This window comes from Pseudomonas sp. HY7a-MNA-CIBAN-0227, from assembly GCF_040310325.1.
Lineage (GTDB): Bacteria > Pseudomonadota > Gammaproteobacteria > Pseudomonadales > Pseudomonadaceae > Aquipseudomonas.
This window is the reverse complement of sequence record NZ_JBEOPT010000020.1, coordinates 26502-45549: the sequence shown is the minus strand read 5'-3', so window position 1 is coordinate 45549 and position 19048 is coordinate 26502. Positions and strand designations below refer to the sequence as shown.

Sequence of the window (19048 nt, the reverse complement as noted above, 5' to 3'; positions counted from 1 at the left end):
GCTGCACGTTTTAGATCCAACTGCCCGGTTATAGATTTAATAAAAAACTGACGACCTTCCCTTCATATAATGATCAAGGAAACCGGCATGACCCTTAAAACCGTGAACACCCTCGCGCTATCCCTACTCTGCGCCGCCCTTAGCCTCGGCGCCTGGCAATCGGCAAGTGCCGCCGCCCCCAAGGACACTCTGATGATCGGCAAGGCTGCCGACCCGCAGACCCTTGACCCCGCCGTAACCATCGACAATAACGATTGGGCGGTGACCTACCCGGCCTATCAGAAACTGGTGGCCTACAAGGTCGAGAACGGCAAGGGCAGCACCGATGTCCAGGGCGACCTGGCCGACAGCTGGAGCATTTCGGCCGACAGCCTCGTCTGGGATTTCAAGCTCAAGCCCGGCAACAAGTTCGACGACGGCGCCACCGTGGACGCCAATGCGGTGAAGTTTTCCTTCGACCGCATGATGAAGCTCAAGCAAGGCCCCTCCGGCGCCTTCCCGGATGACATGACAGTGACCGTGGTCGACCCGCTGACCGTGCGTTTCACCCTGACCAAACCCTACGCACCGTTCCTGTTCACCCTCGCCCACAACGGCGCAGGCATCATCAACCCGGACGTGGTGAACAAGGGCGAAGACGTCAACGCCTACCTCTCCACCCACACGGCAGGCTCCGGCGCGTTTCGCCTGAGCAACTGGCAGAAAGGCCAGTCCCTGACCCTGGAGCCCAACACCTACTACGCAGGCCCCAAGCCGAGCCTGAACAAGGTGGTGATCAAGATCATCAGCGAAGCTTCCGTGCGCCGCCTGCAACTAGAACGCGGCGACTTGGACATCATCGAAGACATGCCCGAAGACCAGCTCACCACCCTGGCCAGCAAGTCCGGAATCGTGGTCGAGAAGTTCCCGTCGCTGCGGGTGACGTACCTGTACCTGAACAACAAAAAGGCCCCGCTGGATAACCAGAACGCCCGCCAGGCCATCATCGACGCCATCGACTATCAAGGCATTGTCGAGGGCATCCTCAAGGGCCAGGCCAAGTTGATGAACGGGCCTATTCCCGATGGTATGTGGGCGCATGACGCCAGCCTGCCAATGATGAAACAGGACCTGGACGCCGCTGGCGCCAACCTCAAGAAAGTCCCGCAAAAAATCAGCAACCTGAACTTTGTCTACTCGGACAAGGACGCCAACTGGGAATCCATCGGCCTGACCCTGCAAGCCGGCCTGGCGCCGCTGGGTATCAACCTGAAGATGGAAAAACTGGCCAACGCCACCATGCGCGAACGCCTGGGCAAGGGTGATTTCGACGTGGCCATCGGTTCCTGGAGCCCGGACTTCGCCGACCCCTACATGTTCATGAACTTCTGGTTCGACTCCAACCTGCAAGGCCTGGCAGGCAACCGCTCGTTCTACAGCAACCCGCAAGTGGACACGCTGATCCGCGATGCCGCCGCCAACAACGACACCGCCAAGCGCATCGAACTGTACCAGCAGGCGCAGAAGATCGTGCTCAAGGACAGCGTCTACGCCTACCTGTACCAGAAGAACTACAGCCTGCCGATGCGTGATTCGGTGAAGGGCTACGTGTTCCATCCGATGCTGGAACAGGTGTTCAACGTGGCTGAGATCAGTAAGTAAACAGCACCAGGGCTTTTGTGGCGAGCGGGCTTGCCCGCGTTGGGTCGCGAAGCGGCCCCACTGAGGTCACCGCATTCTGCCAGGAAGAACGAGGTGGTTGATTCTGGGGCTGCTACGCAGCCCAACGCGGGCAAGCCCGCTCGCCACACCTAGCAAACCTGCTCGCCACAACGAGGAGCCCCCATGGCCTTCCTGAATATGTTGCGCAAACGCCTGTTCGGCCTGTTATTGGTCGTGGTCGGGGTTTCGCTGATTACCTTTTGCATCTCCCATCTGATCCCGGGTGACCCGGCGCGGCTGATTGCCGGTGACCGGGCCAGCGACGCCATCGTCGAGAACATCCGTCACCAACTGGGCCTCGACCTGCCGTTGTACCAGCAGTACGCCCGCTACATGAGCGACCTGCTCCACGGCGATCTAGGCACGTCAATCCGCACCAGCCGCCCGGTGCTGGAAGACCTGCAAGCGTTCTTCCCCGCCACTCTGGAACTGGCCATCGCCGCGCTGCTGCTGTCGGTGCTGGTGGGCGTGCCGCTGGGAGTGTTGTCGGCGGTCTATCACAACCGCGCCATCGACCAGATCGCTCGCACCCTGGCGGTCACCGGCATTTCCACTCCGGCGTTCTGGCTCGGCCTGGGCTTAATCGTGTTGTTCTACGGGCAACTCGGCTGGTTGCCCGGCAGCGGTCGGCTGGACGAAGGCCTGGAACCACCGCGCACCATTACCGGGTTCTACCTGGTGGACTCATTGCTGGCCGGTGATATCCCGCTGTTCCTCAATGCCCTGCAACACCTGATCCTGCCGGCGATCACCCTGGGCTTCGTCAACCTGGGCGTGGTGGCCCGACAGATTCGTTCGGCGATGCTCGACCAATTGGGCGAGGACTACATCCGCACCGCCCGCGCCTATGGCCTGTCGCGCTGGGCGGTAATCCTGCGCCACGCCCTGCCCAACGCGCTGATCCCTTCGGTCACCGTGCTCGGCCTGACCCTGGGCGACTTGCTCTACGGCGCGGTGCTCACCGAAACCGTGTTCGCCTGGCCGGGCATGGGCGCCTATGTGGTCAAGTCGATCCAGTCCCTGGATTTCCCGGCGGTGATGGGTTTCGCGATCCTGGTGTCGTTTATTTATGTGCTGCTCAACATGGCGATCGACCTGCTGTACCGGGTCATCGATCCACGTATCGGCGAGGTGAACTGAGATGACTGCTCCACTGACAATGCCTTTGCCCGTGCCCTTGGCCCAACGCCCAACCTTGCGTGTGCGCCTGGCCTATCTGGGTTATCAGGTGCAACGCAGCCCGCTGACCATCGCCGGCCTGACCATCACGTTGGTGGTACTGATTTGCATGGCCTTCGCCCCGTGGCTGGCCAGCCACGACCCCAATGCGCTGAACCTGGCCCAACGCCTGGCAGCACCGTCGGCCGCTCATTGGTTTGGCACCGATGAAGTGGGCCGCGACCTGTTCAGCCGGGTGCTGTATGGCAGCCGCCAATCGGTGGGCGTCGGCCTGTTCGTGGCGTTTGCTTCGTGCCTGGCCGGCGGCGTGCTGGGTTGCCTGTCGGGGATCATCGGCGGGCGTTTTGACGGTTTGATCATGCGGTTGATGGACATCATGCTCTCGGTGCCATCGCTGGTGCTGATCATGGCCCTGGCCGCCGCGCTGGGCCCCAGCCTGTTCAACGCAATGCTGGCGATCACCGTGGTGCGCATTCCGTTCTACGTGCGCCTGGCCCGCGGGCAAGCCCTGACCATCCGCCAGATGGGCTACGTCAAGGCGGCCCAGACCTTTGGCGCCGGGCGCTGGCATATCGTCTCCTGGCACGTGGGCCGTAATGCCATGCCGCCGTTGCTGGTGCAACTGAGCCTGGACATCGGCAGCGCCATTCTCATGGCCTCGGCCCTGGGTTTTATCGGCCTGGGGGCGCAACAGCCCACTGCCGAATGGGGCGCGATGGTCGCCACCGGGCGCAATTTCATTCTCGACAACTGGTGGTACTCGACCTTTCCGGGGCTGGCGATCCTGATCACCGCCACCGGTTTCAACCTACTGGGTGACGGTGTCCGTGACCTGCTCGACCCACGGCAACAGGGGAAATGACCATGTCCAGCCCAGCGGTGCTCGCCATCGACAACCTGAGCCTGGAATTCCCGGCTTATCGCAATAATGTCCAGGCTCTCAACGGCGTATCGCTGCACGTTAATCCGGGAGAAATCGTTGGTGTAGTAGGCGAGTCCGGCTCCGGAAAATCCGTCACCGCCATGCTCAGCCTGCGCCTGCTGCCCGAGCGCAGTTACCGGATCACCAACGGCTGCTTGCACATGCTCGGCCGTGACATGCTCGGTGCCAGCGAAAAAGAGCTGCTGCAGATTCGTGGCCGTGACGCGGCGATGATCTTCCAGGAGCCCATGACCGCCCTCAACCCGACGCGGCGTATCGGCCGACAGATGCTCGATGTGATCATCCACCACCAACACTTGAGCAAGGCCGAGGCAAAGGCCAAGGCCGTCGCCCTGTTGCGGGACATGCACATTGCCGACCCCGAGCAGATCCTCGACAGCTACCCTTTCGAGCTGTCCGGCGGCATGCGCCAGCGGGTGATGATCGCCCTGGCATTTTCCTGCGATCCGCAACTGCTGATCGCCGACGAACCGACCACCGCCCTCGACGTCACCGTGCAGCGCCAGGTGCTGTTGCTGCTGCGGGAAAAGGCTCGCCAGCACGGCACCGCGATTTTGTTGATCACCCACGACATGGCGGTGGTCTCGCAGTTCTGCGACCGGGTCTACGTGATGTACACCGGCGCGGTGGTGGAGGAAGGGCCGACAGCCTTGGTGATGGGCGATCCGCGCCACCCTTACACCCAAGGCTTGCTCAGCGGCCTGCCCGAACAGGTAGAGCCCGGCGAGGACTTGCTGACCATTGCAGGGCAAGTGCCAAACCTGTCCGCCCTGCCCGCTGGCTGCACCTTTCGCGAACGCTGCCCCCAAGCCATGAACCAATGCGCCGAACGGCCGCGTCTTAACCTGATCGACTCGGCCAGCCAACGCAAAAGTGCGTGTTGGCTGTCCGTTGCGGAGCCTGTGTAATGACTGTTTCCCAAGATCCATTACTGACCCTCAGGGACGTGCAGGTAAAGTTCCCGGTGCGCAACGACTGGCTGGGCCGTCCCCAGGGTTTTGCCCACGCGCTCAACGGCATCGACTTGCAGGTCCGCCCCGGAGAAACCCTGGGCATCGTCGGCGAATCCGGCTGCGGCAAAAGCACCCTCGCCCAACTGCTGATGGGCCTGGTGGCGCCCAGCGCCGGTGATGTGCGCTGGGTCTACAGCAGCGCAAGGGAGCGCCATGCCAATGTGCAGATTGTGTTCCAGGACCCGCAATCGTCCCTCGATCCACGCTTGCCTATCTGGAAGATCATCACCGAGCCGCTGTTCTCCCTCGGCGGCACACCCCGCAACCAGATGCGCGGCATCGCCGCCAAGGTCGCCGAGCAAGTGGGCATTCGCGCCGAATACCTGGACCGTTTTCCCCACCAATTCTCCGGCGGCCAACGGCAACGCATCGCCATCGCCCGCGCCCTGGCGTCCAACCCGAGCATTCTGGTGCTGGATGAGCCGACCTCGGCCCTGGACATCTCGGTCCAGGCGCAGATCCTCAACCTGCTGGCCGAACTACAACGGCGCCTGGGCCTGACCTATATCCTGATTTCCCACAACGTCTCGGTGGTGCGGCACATGGCCGACCGGGTCGCGGTGATGTACCTGGGGCAGATCGTCGAGTTGGGTTGTGCCAAGCAGGTGTTGGAGCTGCCACGCCATCCGTACACGCGCCTGTTGCTGGACGCAGTGCCACGGCTGGGGGTGCCGCTGGACGATGAATACATCAGCGCGCCCACGGAGCTACCGGGTAATCGGGTACTGCCCAGCGGCTGTTTTTTTCTCGAACGCTGCCCGCGCCGCGCCGAAGGCTGCGAGCAGCCGCAACGGTTGGCGGGCAGTGTGCATCAGCAAGTGCGGTGTCACCTGGAGCATCCGTGAGATTGGCGAGGGCTGCGTCCTCGGACGCAGCCTCGTTCCACTCGACTGCTATGCCGCAGTAACGAGATCAGGCCGCGTGGCTTTCCTGCTTGAGGCTGTCCATGTCGATCACAAATCGATACTTCACATCGCCCTTGAGCATGCGCTCGTAGGATTCATTGATGTTCTGGATATCGATCATCTCGATATCCGAGACAATCCCGTGTTTGGCGCAGAAATCCAGCATGTCCTGGGTTTCCTGGATACCGCCGATTAATGAACCCGCCAGGCTGCGGCGTTTGAAGATCAGGTTGAATACCGAAGGCGATGGATGCGGACTGTCTGGCGCACCGACCAACGTCATGGTGCCGTCGCGCTTGAGCAGGTTGAGGAAGGCGTCCAGGTCATGGGGCGCAGCCACGGTGTTGAGGATGAAGTTCAGGCTATTGGCAAACTTGGCCATTTCATCCGGGTTCTTTGATACCACCACTTCATCGGCGCCCAGGCGCAAGCCATCTTCACGTTTACTGGGCGAGGTGGTGAACAGCACCACATACGCGCCCATGGCGTGAGCGATCTTGACCGCCATATGGCCCAGGCCACCCAGGCCGACTACCCCGACTTTCTGACCGGGGCCAACCTTCCAGTGATGCAGCGGCGAATAAGTGGTGATGCCAGCACACAGCAAAGGAGCGACAGCCGCCAGTTGGGCTTCGTCGTGGGAGATGCGCAGGACGAACTTCTCCTTAACCACTATGCTGTCCGAGTAACCGCCGAAGGTGTTCTCTCCGCCAAACACCGGGCCGTTGTAGGTGCCGGTGAAACCGTTCTCGCAGTACTGCTCTTCACCCTCGGCGCAGGACGCACACTTCTGGCAGCTGTCGACCATGCAGCCGACACCGGCCAGGTCGCCAACTTTGAATTTACTGACATTGGCCCCCACCGCCGTGATCCGGCCGACGATTTCATGACCAGGGACCGAAGGATAAAGGGTGTTGTTCCACTCGTTGCGCACGGTGTGCAGGTCCGAGTGGCAAACGCCGCAATAGAGGATGTCGATCTGCACGTCGTCCGCTCCCGGCGTACGACGTTCGAAGGTGAAGGGCTTGAGCGAGTCCTTGGAGTCACGGGCGGCGTAACTGTAAGTCTTGACCATTTCGTTCACCTCATTTAAGACATTGAAGATCAGTTGACCAGCATAGCGGCTGAACCGTTCAATCGAGCACATCCGTACAAGCCCATCGCCTGGTTTCCAGCAATAGTGAGCCTTGCCACTCTTGACCCACAACCCAAGGAGTTTCTATGAGCACGTTCGCCACCCAAGACGGTACTCAAATCTATTTCAAGGACTGGGGTACCGGTAAACCGGTGCTGTTCAGCCACGGTTGGCCGCTGGATGCCGACATGTGGGAATACCAGATGGAGTACCTGAGCAGCCGCGGCTACCGCACCATTGCCTTCGACCGGCGTGGCTTCGGGCGGTCCGACCAGCCGTGGACCGGCAACAACTACGACACCTTCGCCGATGACATCGCAGGTTTGATCAACCACCTGGACTTGCAGGAAGTCACCCTGGTGGGCTTTTCCATGGGCGGTGGCGATGTAAGCCGCTATATCGCCCGCCACGGCAGCAAGCGTGTCGCAGGCCTGGTGCTGCTGGGCGCGGTGACACCGCTGCTCGGTAAAAAGCCCGATTACCCGCAAGGTGTCGACAGTGCCGTGTTCGATGACATCAAGGCGAGTTTGCTGAAGGATCGAGCGCAATTTATCGCTGACTTCAGCACCCCTTTCTATGGTCTCAATCAAGGCCAGAAGGTGTCGGACGGTGTGCTGGCCCAGACGCTGAACATCGCCCTGCTGGCGTCCCTCAAGGCTACCGTGGACTGCGTCACCGCCTTCTCGGAAACCGACTTTCGCCCGGACATGGCCAAGATCGATGTGCCGACCCTGGTGATCCATGGCGATGCCGACCAGGTCGTGCCGTTTGAAACCACCGGCAAGGTTGCCGCCTCGCTGATCAAGGGCGCCGAGCTGAAGGTCTATCCGGGCGCGCCCCACGGTTTTGCCGCTACCCACGCTCAGACCTTGAATGAAGACTTGCTGGCGTTTCTCAGTCGCTGAGTCTTTGCCCCTCCTTGCATCACAAGGCGCGGCTCGCTCGCCGCGCCTTTATCACCGAGCCGTCCGGGGGTCTACTTGGACGGGTATCACGCCTTGCCGCTCATCATCGCGGCCCTAGCCCTGGAAGGCTGCCTGGTGATGCTCGGTTTTCTTGGCGGCCGTCGACCTGCTGGCGCCCCTCAGTGCTGGATCTGCACCCACATGATCCGCAACAGATGCTCGACGATCTGGCCTGCCGACACGTCCGACGCAGCTCTCGACTTGTCCGAGTTCTTCGGTCGAATGTCACGGTAGAAGGTGTCTTGCAAGCCGAGCAACTGCTGCTGTTGGCGGTGATTTCGGGCAGGCATGCACGGCGCTGTCCAGGCAAGTAACAGGCAGAGAATCACTGCTTCACGCAAGGCACCGCGTGGCCGGCTGTCGCCGGACCTGGCCAGCGTCTCGAACAGTTTGTGCAGGAAGCATGACAAGTGCAGCAACTCGCCCTCGCTTAGGTCGGGAGTTTTACTGACGGCGACTTCTACGCGGCAATTGAAACGTGTTTTCTGATCGATGGCGTCCAGCGCCTGCCAAGGGCGCGCACGCGCGCTGGCCACATCGAGCATATCGGCCTGAACGTCTTTAACCTCAAAACTGAAGCGTTCCTGATCGTAGGGATCATCCGCAAGCGGTTGACCACGATGCAGCATTACCGGCGCAGGAACAGGCGTTTTATCCGAGGCATCCTGCAACTCCACATTGATAAAAAAGCCCAGGTGATCCAATGACGACAATGCGTTCAGGATGATCTCTAGGAGAAGCTGGCGGTAATCCCTGTTGGACTTCCCCTGATACTCCTGGATTGGCCCTTCAATGTCCTTGATGTCCCACAAGATGACTTGCAAACGTTCAGTCGCATCGCCGTACCAATAGCGCAAGCGCCCCGAAGCCTCACTCTCCAGCGCAGCAGCCTCCTGATGCGTCAGCACGCGCAACTGATCCTGCAACTGCTGGATGTGTTGCTGGTGGCCCTTGATTGGCGCAGTCAGTAGCTTGTCCCGCGCCTTGAGGGACTTGGCCAGGTCAAGACCGAGCGCCAGCGTGCTGATACGGGTTTGCCCGGTCACTGCGTCATCGAAACGCGCCACCGGCACACGCCGGCCCAGGCCCAGCATCTCATCGCACCAGCCCGCGAAAGTCATGGCCTGCGCGGCGCCTATCGCTACCTTGCCCTTGAGGATGCGGTCCAGCACGGCTTCTTCCTCACCGGAAAAATCGGCGAGTACGTCATACCTGCTCAGCACACTGAGTTGTGCTGCCTTGGCCTTTTTTTCTAAACCCACGTTGCTCTCCATGACCACGTCTGCCAGGGCAGCGTCCACTGCCCAAATGGGCGAGAGCATGCCAGCACACAAGGCAAAGTGCCAGCAACCGAAAGCCTTCCCTCAATGCACCGCTCGCGTTACCAGAAAACTCAACAATTGCGGCTCGTCATCCAGCTCGATGGCCTGCACCGGCCGTGGCAGGTTATCCAGCACCGTGCGCCAGAACGCTTGCGAGGCTTCATCCTGGTCATAAAAACGCACCAGCCAGTCGGCCTCGCCGCTGGTCAGAACCTGGGTGGCCAGGGCGCGGCCGATACCCTGGCGCCGATAGCGTTTCAAGATAAACAGGTCTGCCAGCTCCAGGGCATTGAGCCCCGGCAACTCGCTCTGCTCAATCAACAGGAAGCCGGCGATAAAACCGTCGACCAACAGCAGGTTGGCGCTCCATTGCGGGTCTTGCCAGTAGCGGGCCAGATGCTCTTCATGGATATAGAAACGGCCATCGACTTCAACGTCTTCCTGCTCCCAGTCCGAGGACTCATAGGCATAGAACTGGTAGAGGTTGCGGATCAGTTGAGCCTGCTCCGGGCCGGTTTGTATCAGCTCGACCGTGGTATCGCTCATGGCTGAACCTCGGTCTGAAGTGGGTGAGGCAAAACGGTATCGCGGATCAGAACAGACATGGGCATCTCGGTAGAAAACAAATAGCGACGGCGCCCCTGGAGATAGGCGCGTTGGGATCTGCCGCTATTGTTTACAAAACCGCTCGTCAACGCTATCAGGCTGACAAAATAGCCCTCATTAGGTCGGTAGTCGTTGCCGCTTGTCGGCGTAACGGGCATCAGGTGGTGGATGCACAATCGTGCAATACGCGTGGGCACGGCGCGATTAACGTCAGGCTTCGACTTCTTGAACACCCGAGAGACCACCATGCCTGACTCATCCGCTATCCCCCCATACACCGCGATCAACTTTTCAGAAAAGTACGCCCTGTTCAGCGAACAGTGGACACCCAAGGTCATCGCCCAGATGAACGACTACCAATTCAAGGCTGTGAAAATCGAAGGCGATTTCATCTGGCACAGCCATGCCGATACGGATGAAACCTTTATCGTCCTGGAGGGCAGGTTACGCATCGATTTTCGCGATGGTGCGGTGCTGATCAATCAAGGCGAAATGTATGTGGTGCCCAAAGGGGTTGAGCACAAGCCTTATGCTGAGGGAGAGGTCAAACTGCTGTTGATAGAGCCCTGTGGAGTGCTGAACACCGGCGATCAAGGGGGAGAACGGACGATGATGAATGACGTCTGGATCTAGCACACAGCTGATCCCCTGGGGCTTTTCGTTTCTGCGCCGCTTTTGCATTGCTGTGCGACAGATACTACTTCTGGGGCTCCCCTACCGCTCCCTCATGGTGTTAGCTTGGAAATGTTTCGTCTCATCTATCAGATATTTCTCACTTTCAACCTGCAAAGGAATGTCCCCAGCAATGGATTTCTCACTCAAGCACCTGGCTGCGACCACCCTGATCCTGGCCAGCCTTTCGTCGTTCACCACGGTTGCGCAGGCCAACATCAGCCCGCAACAGAGCGCGACCATTCTCAAGACTTTCAGTGACACATCGGTCACGGATTTCAGGCAGTTCCTGGACCGCCTGGCCAAGAGCGACCTGGCCAAAACCGCCGATATCGGCCCGGCAATCAGTGCCTTCCTCGGCAACAAGACCCTTTCCCCTGAACAGCAGAACGAGATCCATCGCCTGCTTGGCCTCTATGCACGGGTGAAATACGGCAGCGCGGCCACCGAGACCCTTCGTGAGCTGGTGGCCATCCCAACCTTTCGCGTAGACGGCGTTGACCAGCACAACAATCCCGAATTCATCAAGATCGCCGACAAGATCAAAGGCCTTGCCCAGGCCTTCAACCTGAACTTTCGCAACGTCGATAATCGCGTCTATGAAATCTCCCTGGAAGGCAGTGGCGATGAAGTCGTGGGCATTCACGCTCATGCCGATGTAGTGCCCGTGACGCCAGAGAACTGGGTCCTGGAAGACGGCACCCACCTCGATCCGTTCAAGGTCACCCTGGTGGGCGACCGCATGTATGGCCGGGGCACCGAGGATGACAAGAACGGCATCGTGGTGACGCTCTACGCCATGAAGATCATCAAGGAAGAGAAGCTCGCGCTGGCGAGAAATTTCAAGCTACTGGTGGACACTACTGAGGAAACCACCGGCGACGCCATCCCCTATTACTTCGAACGCAACCCGACACCTAACTACAACCTGGCGCTGGATGGCGGCTACCCGGTAGTGATCGCCGAGAAAGGCTACGGCACCGTCATGGCGAACTTTGCCCGGCGTAAGGCAGAAGGCACTGGCGCCGAAATCACCTTGATGACGGGCGGCCTGGCAACCAACCAGATTCCATCAACTTCGCTCGCCACTCTTGTGAGCGACAAGCCCGCTGAATTGGCCGCCAGCCTGCAAAAGGCCGGTACCGACTATGCCAAGCGCAATGGCGGCAACTTCGGCGTGACCGCCAAGGTCGTCGGCAAGGACGTCAAGCTGACGGTCACCGGTGTTTCCGCCCACTCCTCCGAGCCCGAATCAGGCGTCAACCCGGTGGCAAGGATGCTGGACTTCATCAACAGCCTCGACGGCAAGGTCGCGCTCAAGCACAACCACATCACCGACGCCGCCCGCTACGCCGCCGACAACTGGGGCCTGGACTACCAGGGTGGCAAATTAGGGGTCGGCTTTTCCGACAAGTTTATGGGCCCGCTGACCGCTTCCCTGACCTATGTCGGGATGGATGACAAAGCCTTCAAGCTCGCGGTCAACCTGCGGGTGCCGGTCGGCAAGTCCCCGGAAACGCTCAAGAAAGAAATCGCCGATAAGCTTGGCGCCTGGAGCAAGAAGAGCCACATTGCGGTGGCCTTCGACTACTCGATCGCCGAGCCGATGTACCGCAACCCTGAGGGTGAGTGGGTCAAGGCCTTGCTGGCCGTGGCCAGCGAAAACCTGGGCCTGGAACACAAGTACGGCACCTCCGCCGGCGCCACCTCAGTACATGAACTGCCTAATGGCGTGCAATTCGGCCTGGCGATGCCGGACGTCAAGTACACCGGCCACACCGACAACGAGTTCAAGACCGTCGACCAGTTCCTGCTGGACCTGCAGGTCGTGACCGAAATGATGGGCCGTATTGGGCAGTTGCCGAAGCTCTGACCCCCCGTTCAGACCCGCCATTCTGGCGGGTCTGCCCTCAGAATAACCCCCTGTATCATCGTTACCTTTGGCACAGATCAACAGGTGAACGCCTATATAAACTAGTTGTACGTCATGGTGAAGGTCGCACTGGCATTCGCTTGCCCGGCGGTCACTGTTGCTGCGCTACGAAAGTAGCGGGCACTGAGAGGGATATCGAACGCACCTGTTGCCGAAGGTGTACCGATGCTGATTGCAGTTCCAAGGACCAACGGGCTGCCGTTGCGCAGAATCTGCAATCCCACGCCGGTGGCGGCGGTGCCAGAGGTTGCCGAATCCAATTGTAGTACCCCCATCTTGTAAGCCACTGTACCGGAGGCCCCAGCATCGATCTGCATCGTCACTGCAGTACCGGAATCACAGGTCAGGGGGATGGAAAAAGCCTTCGCCGACATCGTTGAACCATAGCTGGTGCCGCTGAAGTTTGAACTGTTTACTGTGCCCATGGGCACACTGATCGCTGTATTCGTCAAGGTGCACCCAAGGCTGGTTACTTTGAACGCACTGCTCATTATCGCGGACTCAGGCGCCTGTGTCGTTATCGCACTATTTTGCAAAAGCAACCCTGCCAGTTGCTGCGCGGGAACACTGGTCGCCGCAACATCACCAATCTTGTAAAACGTGAATATGAGCGTTTCGGCAACAGGTTGGGTAGGAAGACTTGGTACAGCCCCACAACTATAAAGAATATCGTTACTGCTACTTAACAAGTACGTACCACTGCAATCAACTGACTGGCCAGAGATAGTATAACCAATGCCTGTCGATGCAGGACCCAGCCTGTACACGTTCCCCCCGTTGATCTGAGTAGATTTCGTGCCATAGCCCTTGAATCCGATTTTTTGATCGTTTGACGCTGGCGCGCTATCAGTACAGTTAAAAGCAGAGATTTTTCCGGTTGAAATTGCCGTTCCTATAACGGAACCAACGGCGACGTCTCTTCTCACCGTCATATTAGGAATCGTGACAGTGCTCGAAGTCGTCACGGTCGTGCAGGTATAAGCCAATGCCTGAGGAACGAACATGAAGCCGCCAATCAGCGCGAGTAATACGGCCTGAATCAAACGCTTTGTATTGAACATTAATTCTCTCATGTCAGTGGCACACTGCATCCAGGCTTTGAACTGCCGCGGAGACATTCGTGCTTTTACTCTTAATTGGCGACGGCAAGTGAAACTCCGCTCGACAGTGGTGCTCGGAACGAAGGCCCCATCGCACCGCCAGGTGGCCGCTCTGCGGCATGCCGCTCAGGTACACCTCGCCGTTACCCCCCACGATCGAGGAATTGCTTTCGACTTCTACGTTGTTCTTGACCAGATCAACCTCCGCACCAAATGGAATCGCACGGCCTTTATAAGTGAGGCTGAACAGCACACGACTGCCTACTCGGGTCACGAAGTTGGCCAATACCACGGCGCCCTGAGTGGGAATGACCGTTTGCGAGGTAGTTTTAACGTCCACATCCTCCTGTAGTGTCTGGGTGTCGAGTGCGATGCTGGTCTTGCGGTAAGTGCTGACATACGGGACTACCGCATAACCGTTGGAGTCGGTGTAGACGCCCGTGTTGTTTTCAACTTTCACATCACTGGCACCCGGTGCTCTGACCAATGCCAGCGTGTCACCCAAAGGCTGCGAAAACGTCACTCCATAGGGGTGCACGACAACACCACCCTGCACGCCATAGTTGATCTGGCGCAAACCTTCACTGTAGTTGTAGCTGCCATTGAGCAGGCCACTGGTACCGCGATAATCAGCACTCATGCTGCCGCTATTGCCGGCGCCGGTTCCGTGGGTCTGCTGGACGCTGTAATTCAGGTTGTTGTCGGCCATCGCCGTACCGCTAATACCTGCTTGCTGCGACACAAGGCCTTGCTTGTCGGCATTGGCGCTGTATGTGGCCCATAGGTTTGGACGTACGGTATCCAAAGGAATCTGGACGCTGAAAGCCAATTGTTGATCGTTGGTATTCAGACCTGGCGACTGACTGAAGGTATAACTAAGGTTATAGGAAACACCCTTGTGACTGACGTTGTAGCCCGCGCTGATATTGCGCTCATAACCACTGCGCGCCCAGTAATCCTGTTGGTAACCGGACAGATAGACATTGCCGTAACGACCTATGGACTGATTGACGCTGAGCTGGGTCTTGCTGCGTTTTATATAACCCTGCAAGCGGCTGTCCAATCCCGAGGCCTGGGTCTCATTGGCTTCCTGGAAGTCGTAATAGCCATCAGTGGCATAGCGGTAGCCGGCCAGTGTGAACGTAGTACCGGTGGCCTGGATGTCCTTGGCGTATTGCACACGATAAGAGCGCCCTTGTTGATCGGAACCATCCTTGAGTTGGGCGCGGGCTTGGGTCACATCGAATGACAAGGAGCCGATATCACCAAATCCGCGGCTGACACCCACCGCCAGCGCATCATAGTTATTGGCGAAGAGCTGGCCTCCATACACCGTGGTAGACCAGGGCAGACCATATACCCAAGTGCTTTGCATAAAAGTGGGTGTTTCTGCACCCTGGATTTGTGACGCGAACTGACCCGCCGTAACCGCGTATTTAAGCTGGCGCTCGCGCACCATCGTAGGCACCGCAGAAAACGCCTGAACCGAACGCCGTTCGGTGCCATCTGCCTCCTTAATGATGACTTCAAGGTCGCCACTGGAGGATGTCGGATATAAGTCGGAGATTGCGAATGCCCCGGGCGCCACGTAGGTCTGATAAATGATGTAGCCGTTCTGGCGCACCGTGACCTGAGCGTTACTCTGGGCAATACCTCGTACCACCGGCGCAAAGCCCCTCAAGCTGTCTGGCAGCATGTTGTCGTCAGAGGCGACTTGAACACCCTTGAACTGCACGCTATCGAAGACATTGCTCGGCGTGAACCCTTGGCCGAGCGTGAGTTGGCCCTTGATACGCTGAATGTCGCGCTGCACGTAGGTATTGATGCTGCTCCAACCACTACTGCCCTGCCCGCTGTCGGTGTAGGTCGAATAGTTGCGAAAGCGCCAGGCGCCCAGATTGGCACCGCTATGCAGGTTCAGGTACTCGCTATTGGTTGTGGCCGACGTGGAGTTATAGTGGGTGTTGGAACCACTGAAGCTGTAATTGAACAGCGCCGCCGGGAGGCCTTCATCCCATGTGCTCGGGTCGACGAATTCACGCGCTTCGATATTGAGCGCCGCCTGGGGAATACTGACATCAAGTCGTTGTTCCGAAAACTTCAACTGACTAATGGCGGCCGGAATATAGTGTCCCAGGTCAGTAATGACCGCGGCGTCATCAAGCGCTTTTAGCTCCGGAAAGGCCGCAATTTTTACGCCCATATCCCTTAACTGCTGCACCGTTAACTCCGCTTGCAGCGTATCGCCCTGTTTAACGAATGAAACATCTCGAGTGTCAATCTCACGATCGTTGAGGTAGATATCGACGCGATATCGGCCCGGCAATTGTCCGCCCGTATGGGAAAACTGTGCGAGGCTAATGGCAGGATGAGACGGGTCGCTCAGCTCAAGGGCATTGGGATTGAAGTAGTCATCGGCCAATGCGCTTTCGCAAAAGAGCGGCACTACCATCCCCATAGATGCGCTCAGAACTCGGGGCAAAAAGGTCGTCATTACGAACACGGGCTTGCAATGCGATCGTCGCCACACCCGATGAAACACAGAGATACCAAGCATTTAACTTTCCCACTAAATCTTGATGTCCCTCCACAGGAGGAAGGCGCGCCCGCTCGCCGTAACGGCGGCACAACAATGAAATGTTCGCTATTGCTATCAACGGGCCGAAGTACCGGGGATCTACAGCTGAACATTTGCTGGCAGCGTGATACCGCCGTAATCGGTAATGGCTTGCCAAGTCACGGTGGAATTGTCAGGCACCGCTACCGGCCACTGCAGCGTGCCTTGAGGTGCGACCATTTGCGGGTTTTCAATGGCTACGCCACCCACCTTGACGCTGTAGAACGACACATAGAACGGTGTGGGGTTACTGACCTGCAGCTGTTTGCCCTGACGATTAAATGTCAAAGACTTATAGGCCTCATCAGCGTTCTGACCCTTGAGCGAAGAGGGTCGGTAGAACAACTTCAATTGCGCCTTGACGGTAATCTGCAGTTGGTTGAGCTCGGACTGTTTGGACGAGGGAATCGACTTTATGTTGAGCATAAAAACCGACTCTCGACGCTCCGATAGATCACCGCCAACCTTCACGATGCGCAGCGCATTCTGTTGTCCTGGATCCAGTCGAAACAGCGGTGGCGTGATAACGAACGGAACCTTGGTCGTGTCGGTGCTGGACATGTTTTGCACCCAGGACTGAACAAGATAAGGTGTAACTTTCTCTGGATTGCTGATAGATAAACTAGCCTCTCGCTTACTCGCGTCATAAACCAGACGAGTGCCACCAATCACCACGCCAGCTTGCGCGTGACCGACGCATGCCAGTACTCCAGCCGCCACGCACACACTGGCTAACCACTGTTTCATCATGTTTTTCCTTAGCGACACATCTATCGAAAAGTAGCTGCGAGGGAGCCCCTCGCAGCAGCTTCATCAGTTGTAGGCGATGGTGAAGTTGGTAACGGCGTTGGCGGTACCTGCGGTGACACTGGCTGCCGTCGACACATACTTGGCAACGTAATCGACCGAGGCGTTGCCGGTTGCGTCGAACGAAATAGGCGCAGCGGCGGTTTGCAGCGGAATGAGCGTGCTGCCGTTGGATTCATAGATACCAATACCCACGCCGGTGGCGGTTTGCCCGCTACTCAAGGCTAACAAATTGCTGTTAGCGGTATTGGCGACACCGTCGAACTTGATGTTGGCAGTGGTCAGGGTATCCGGGCACGCACTGAGCGCGATGGTGAACCGAGTTGGCGCTACTGCCACGCCAGCGGTGCCCGTGAACGTGGAAGCCGTGACCGTTCCAAGATTGACGGTTTGTGAAGCACTGGCGGTGCTGACCGTACAAGCGGCAGTTGAGATATTGCCAGTGAAGTTGATGGTGCCATCGGCAGCATTGGCAGCTGTAGAGCAAACCAGCGACGCAGCCAAAGACATCCAAACTATATTAGTTTTCATAAAAGCACTCCAAGCCCAATGACATGAGGTCGCAGGGGCAATAATCAATGTGTGAAATTGGGGTTGCAATAGTGCACAAGGTTGCGCGCCATGAACATAAGACGATCCTTAAAAATCGCACCCTATTACTCCGCCACCCTTAACCTTTGAAAAACACGTCACAAGACTATTTAAGAATCTCCTTATAGTTTCGGCACTAGGCTCGCCACATGATAACGGTACTTGCCGGAGTGCAGCCGCAAGTACCTCATATTGGATAGTTACGTACAGGAGCTACACCCCATGATTAACAACACAGTAAAGTACTCAGCGCTGTGCGCGTCGTCGCTGTTGATGGTTCTCGCAGCAGCAGCCCACGCCGCCGACGGCCAGGTCGAGTTCACCGGAAGTGTCAGTGATAATGCCTGCACTATTACGACCGACAGTGTCAGTAAAACGGTCAGCCTGGGTCAGGTTCAACTGTCCAGCTTTGCGGCAGACGTAGGGTCGACTGCTAACGCCACACCGTTCTCGATCAGCCTCGAAAACTGCAGCACTTCGACCAAGAAGAACGTAGCTATTACCTTCAGCGGCCAACAAGACGTCACAGACGCTACCTTGCTGGGCCTCACCGGTTCCAATCAGGTTTCAGGCCTTGCCATTCAGATAAATGATGCGCGCACCGGGACAAAGCTGCCGCTTAACACTCCGACGACTGACTATGTACTGCGTCCGCAAACTAATACATACGACTTCACTGCAGCCTATGTTCGTACGGCAGCAGATACGGTTGATACCGACGGTAATGTAACCGCCAGCGGTATCGGCACAGGTCAGGTCTATGCGTTGGCCAGCTTCGACGTAACTTACAAGTAATGCTATCGCCCCTGTGCCGGCTATACGCTGCACAGGGGCACCGAGGATTAGTCAATGCTCTACAAACACCTTGTCCCATTTTTTCTGATGCCATTGATGTGCATTTCACAAACGCAGGCAGCGGTAACGGTCGGCGCCACTCGCGTGGTGTACAAAGGTGCCGAGAAAGAGGCCAACTTGACGCTGAGCAACAAAGGCGATGACGCGCCCTTTCTAGTGCAGTCATGGGTCAGTCGCTATGGCGACGATGAAAGTAAAAGTGTGTCGGACTTTATCGTTACGCCCCCCCTTTTTCGCTTGGATACCAATGAAGAAAATATTTTGCGCATAATTCGAATCGATGATTCGGCACTGCCAAAAAACCAGGAAAGCCTTTTTCTACTCAATGTAAAAGCCATTCCGGCTTTGAGTGAATCACTGGCGACGCAAAACGTGCTACAGATTGCCCTGAAGACTACGATCAAACTTTTTTACCGCCCACTTACATTAAAAGGCGAAGTCAAAGATGCCGTACAACAACTGAAGTGGTCGCAAAGCAAAGGCAAGCTTAGCGTGCGAAACGACTCAGGCTTCAATATTGTCGTAGATGAAGTAAAAATCAATGGTCTGCCGATGAAATCGGTACCCGAAGTTATTTCCCCTTTCTGCACCATGCACCTGCAAACGCCTGCATTCAACGGTGATAACTTATCGCTGAGTTATATCGACGAGTATGGAAGTTCGAACACGGCACCCAGCGTTGTTGTTCATTGATTGGATGACAT

The 19048-nt window shown here is 57.7% G+C and carries 18 protein-coding genes; 10 read left to right on the top strand and 8 right to left on the bottom strand.

The window, feature by feature from the left end; all coding sequences use genetic code 11:
• Positions 1-69 precede the first annotated feature (69 nt).
• The 5 genes from AAEZ06_RS24385 (at position 70) to AAEZ06_RS24365 (ending at position 5681) form a co-directional block, all read left to right on the top strand.
• Complete coding sequence (locus AAEZ06_RS24385; protein ID WP_350616638.1) at positions 70-1641, top strand: ABC transporter substrate-binding protein; 1572 nt, start codon at positions 70-72, stop codon at positions 1639-1641.
• Between the two features lie 183 nt (positions 1642-1824).
• Positions 1825-2841 carry an ABC transporter permease gene (locus AAEZ06_RS24380; protein WP_149413282.1) on the top strand — a complete coding sequence of 339 codons (1017 nt, stop codon included), beginning with the start codon at positions 1825-1827 and terminating at the stop codon, positions 2839-2841.
• A gap of 19 nt (positions 2842-2860) precedes the next feature.
• Complete coding sequence (ddpC, locus tag AAEZ06_RS24375) at positions 2861-3742, top strand: D,D-dipeptide ABC transporter permease (protein ID WP_502948049.1); 882 nt, start codon at positions 2861-2863, stop codon at positions 3740-3742.
• Positions 3739-4731: an ABC transporter ATP-binding protein gene (locus tag AAEZ06_RS24370; protein WP_350616634.1), complete on the top strand. Its 993-nt coding sequence runs from the start codon at positions 3739-3741 to the stop codon at positions 4729-4731. Before ddpC ends, AAEZ06_RS24370 begins: the two co-directional genes overlap by 4 nt.
• Positions 4731-5681, top strand: a complete 951-nt coding sequence (locus AAEZ06_RS24365; RefSeq protein WP_350616632.1) for an oligopeptide/dipeptide ABC transporter ATP-binding protein — start codon at positions 4731-4733, stop codon at positions 5679-5681. Before AAEZ06_RS24370 ends, AAEZ06_RS24365 begins: the two co-directional genes overlap by 1 nt.
• Before the next feature lie 67 nt (positions 5682-5748).
• On the opposite strand, the gene AAEZ06_RS24360 is transcribed toward AAEZ06_RS24365, so the two are convergent.
• The gene (locus AAEZ06_RS24360; RefSeq protein ID WP_350616630.1) at positions 5749-6816 is read right to left on the bottom strand and encodes an NAD(P)-dependent alcohol dehydrogenase; all 1068 of its coding nucleotides are present in this window, start codon (positions 6814-6816) and stop codon (positions 5749-5751) included.
• A 146-nt stretch (positions 6817-6962) separates the two neighbouring features.
• Here AAEZ06_RS24360 and AAEZ06_RS24355 point away from each other — a divergent pair, with 146 nt between their 5' ends.
• Positions 6963-7781, top strand: coding sequence for an alpha/beta fold hydrolase (locus AAEZ06_RS24355; protein WP_149413286.1), 819 nt, complete (start codon positions 6963-6965; stop codon positions 7779-7781).
• A 179-nt stretch (positions 7782-7960) separates the two neighbouring features.
• On the opposite strand, the gene AAEZ06_RS24350 is transcribed toward AAEZ06_RS24355, so the two are convergent.
• The 3 genes from AAEZ06_RS24350 to AAEZ06_RS24340 are packed head-to-tail and all read right to left on the bottom strand — an operon-like array spanning position 7961 to position 10002.
• The gene (locus AAEZ06_RS24350; protein ID WP_178114465.1) at positions 7961-9163 is read right to left on the bottom strand and encodes a hypothetical protein; all 1203 of its coding nucleotides are present in this window, start codon (positions 9161-9163) and stop codon (positions 7961-7963) included.
• A gap of 42 nt (positions 9164-9205) precedes the next feature.
• Positions 9206-9709, bottom strand: coding sequence for a GNAT family N-acetyltransferase (locus AAEZ06_RS24345; RefSeq protein WP_149413287.1), 504 nt, complete (start codon positions 9707-9709; stop codon positions 9206-9208).
• Entirely contained in the window at positions 9706-10002 is a 297-nt protein-coding gene (locus AAEZ06_RS24340; RefSeq protein WP_149413288.1) for a hypothetical protein, read from the bottom strand. Before AAEZ06_RS24340 ends, AAEZ06_RS24345 begins: the two co-directional genes overlap by 4 nt.
• A gap of 13 nt (positions 10003-10015) precedes the next feature.
• On the opposite strand from AAEZ06_RS24340, the gene AAEZ06_RS24335 reads away from it, so the two are divergent.
• Entirely contained in the window at positions 10016-10402 is a 387-nt protein-coding gene (locus tag AAEZ06_RS24335) for a cupin domain-containing protein (protein WP_149413289.1), read from the top strand.
• 172 nt (positions 10403-10574) lie between these two features.
• The gene (locus AAEZ06_RS24330) at positions 10575-12314 is read left to right on the top strand and encodes a dipeptidase (protein WP_350616627.1); all 1740 of its coding nucleotides are present in this window, start codon (positions 10575-10577) and stop codon (positions 12312-12314) included.
• 101 nt (positions 12315-12415) lie between these two features.
• Here AAEZ06_RS24330 and AAEZ06_RS24325 read toward each other — a convergent pair whose 3' ends face one another.
• The 4 genes from AAEZ06_RS24325 to AAEZ06_RS24310 form a co-directional block, all read right to left on the bottom strand.
• The gene (locus AAEZ06_RS24325) at positions 12416-13435 is read right to left on the bottom strand and encodes a fimbrial protein (RefSeq protein ID WP_350616625.1); all 1020 of its coding nucleotides are present in this window, start codon (positions 13433-13435) and stop codon (positions 12416-12418) included.
• A 13-nt stretch (positions 13436-13448) separates the two neighbouring features.
• Positions 13449-15968 carry a fimbria/pilus outer membrane usher protein gene (locus AAEZ06_RS24320; RefSeq protein WP_350616623.1) on the bottom strand — a complete coding sequence of 840 codons (2520 nt, stop codon included), beginning with the start codon at positions 15966-15968 and terminating at the stop codon, positions 13449-13451.
• Positions 15969-16151: 183 nt separating this feature from the next.
• The gene (locus AAEZ06_RS24315; RefSeq protein ID WP_350616621.1) at positions 16152-16838 is read right to left on the bottom strand and encodes a fimbrial biogenesis chaperone; all 687 of its coding nucleotides are present in this window, start codon (positions 16836-16838) and stop codon (positions 16152-16154) included.
• 66 nt (positions 16839-16904) lie between these two features.
• On the bottom strand, positions 16905-17429 hold the full coding sequence (locus AAEZ06_RS24310) for a fimbrial protein (RefSeq protein WP_149413293.1): 525 nt from the start codon (positions 17427-17429) through the stop codon (positions 16905-16907).
• A 282-nt stretch (positions 17430-17711) separates the two neighbouring features.
• Between AAEZ06_RS24310 and AAEZ06_RS24305 the strand changes: the two genes are divergently transcribed.
• Together AAEZ06_RS24305 and AAEZ06_RS24300 are read left to right on the top strand one after the other, a co-directional pair.
• Entirely contained in the window at positions 17712-18284 is a 573-nt protein-coding gene (locus AAEZ06_RS24305) for a fimbrial protein (protein ID WP_149413294.1), read from the top strand.
• A 54-nt stretch (positions 18285-18338) separates the two neighbouring features.
• On the top strand, positions 18339-19037 hold the full coding sequence (locus AAEZ06_RS24300) for a fimbrial biogenesis chaperone (RefSeq protein WP_350616618.1): 699 nt from the start codon (positions 18339-18341) through the stop codon (positions 19035-19037).
• Positions 19038-19048: the final 11 nt, after the last annotated feature.

What these genes read in the sequence shown, in the direction of transcription:
- AAEZ06_RS24385 (WP_350616638.1), top strand. Translation starts at nt 70, where the DNA reads ATGATCAAGGAAACCGGCATGACCCTTAAAACCGTGAACACCCTCGCG.
- AAEZ06_RS24380 (WP_149413282.1), top strand. Translation starts at nt 1,825, where the DNA reads ATGGCCTTCCTGAATATGTTGCGCAAACGCCTGTTCGGCCTGTTATTG.
- ddpC (WP_502948049.1), top strand. Translation starts at nt 2,861, where the DNA reads ATGCCTTTGCCCGTGCCCTTGGCCCAACGCCCAACCTTGCGTGTGCGC.
- AAEZ06_RS24370 (WP_350616634.1), top strand. Translation starts at nt 3,739, where the DNA reads ATGACCATGTCCAGCCCAGCGGTGCTCGCCATCGACAACCTGAGCCTG.
- AAEZ06_RS24365 (WP_350616632.1), top strand. Translation starts at nt 4,731, where the DNA reads ATGACTGTTTCCCAAGATCCATTACTGACCCTCAGGGACGTGCAGGTA.
- AAEZ06_RS24360 (WP_350616630.1), bottom strand. Translation starts at nt 6,816, where the DNA reads ATGGTCAAGACTTACAGTTACGCCGCCCGTGACTCCAAGGACTCGCTC.
- AAEZ06_RS24355 (WP_149413286.1), top strand. Translation starts at nt 6,963, where the DNA reads ATGAGCACGTTCGCCACCCAAGACGGTACTCAAATCTATTTCAAGGAC.
- AAEZ06_RS24350 (WP_178114465.1), bottom strand. Translation starts at nt 9,163, where the DNA reads ATGCTCTCGCCCATTTGGGCAGTGGACGCTGCCCTGGCAGACGTGGTC.
- AAEZ06_RS24345 (WP_149413287.1), bottom strand. Translation starts at nt 9,709, where the DNA reads ATGAGCGATACCACGGTCGAGCTGATACAAACCGGCCCGGAGCAGGCT.
- AAEZ06_RS24335 (WP_149413289.1), top strand. Translation starts at nt 10,016, where the DNA reads ATGCCTGACTCATCCGCTATCCCCCCATACACCGCGATCAACTTTTCA.
- AAEZ06_RS24330 (WP_350616627.1), top strand. Translation starts at nt 10,575, where the DNA reads ATGGATTTCTCACTCAAGCACCTGGCTGCGACCACCCTGATCCTGGCC.
- AAEZ06_RS24325 (WP_350616625.1), bottom strand. Translation starts at nt 13,435, where the DNA reads ATGTTCAATACAAAGCGTTTGATTCAGGCCGTATTACTCGCGCTGATT.
- AAEZ06_RS24320 (WP_350616623.1), bottom strand. Translation starts at nt 15,968, where the DNA reads ATGACGACCTTTTTGCCCCGAGTTCTGAGCGCATCTATGGGGATGGTA.
- AAEZ06_RS24315 (WP_350616621.1), bottom strand. Translation starts at nt 16,838, where the DNA reads ATGAAACAGTGGTTAGCCAGTGTGTGCGTGGCGGCTGGAGTACTGGCA.
- AAEZ06_RS24310 (WP_149413293.1), bottom strand. Translation starts at nt 17,429, where the DNA reads ATGAAAACTAATATAGTTTGGATGTCTTTGGCTGCGTCGCTGGTTTGC.
- AAEZ06_RS24305 (WP_149413294.1), top strand. Translation starts at nt 17,712, where the DNA reads ATGATTAACAACACAGTAAAGTACTCAGCGCTGTGCGCGTCGTCGCTG.
- AAEZ06_RS24300 (WP_350616618.1), top strand. Translation starts at nt 18,339, where the DNA reads ATGCTCTACAAACACCTTGTCCCATTTTTTCTGATGCCATTGATGTGC.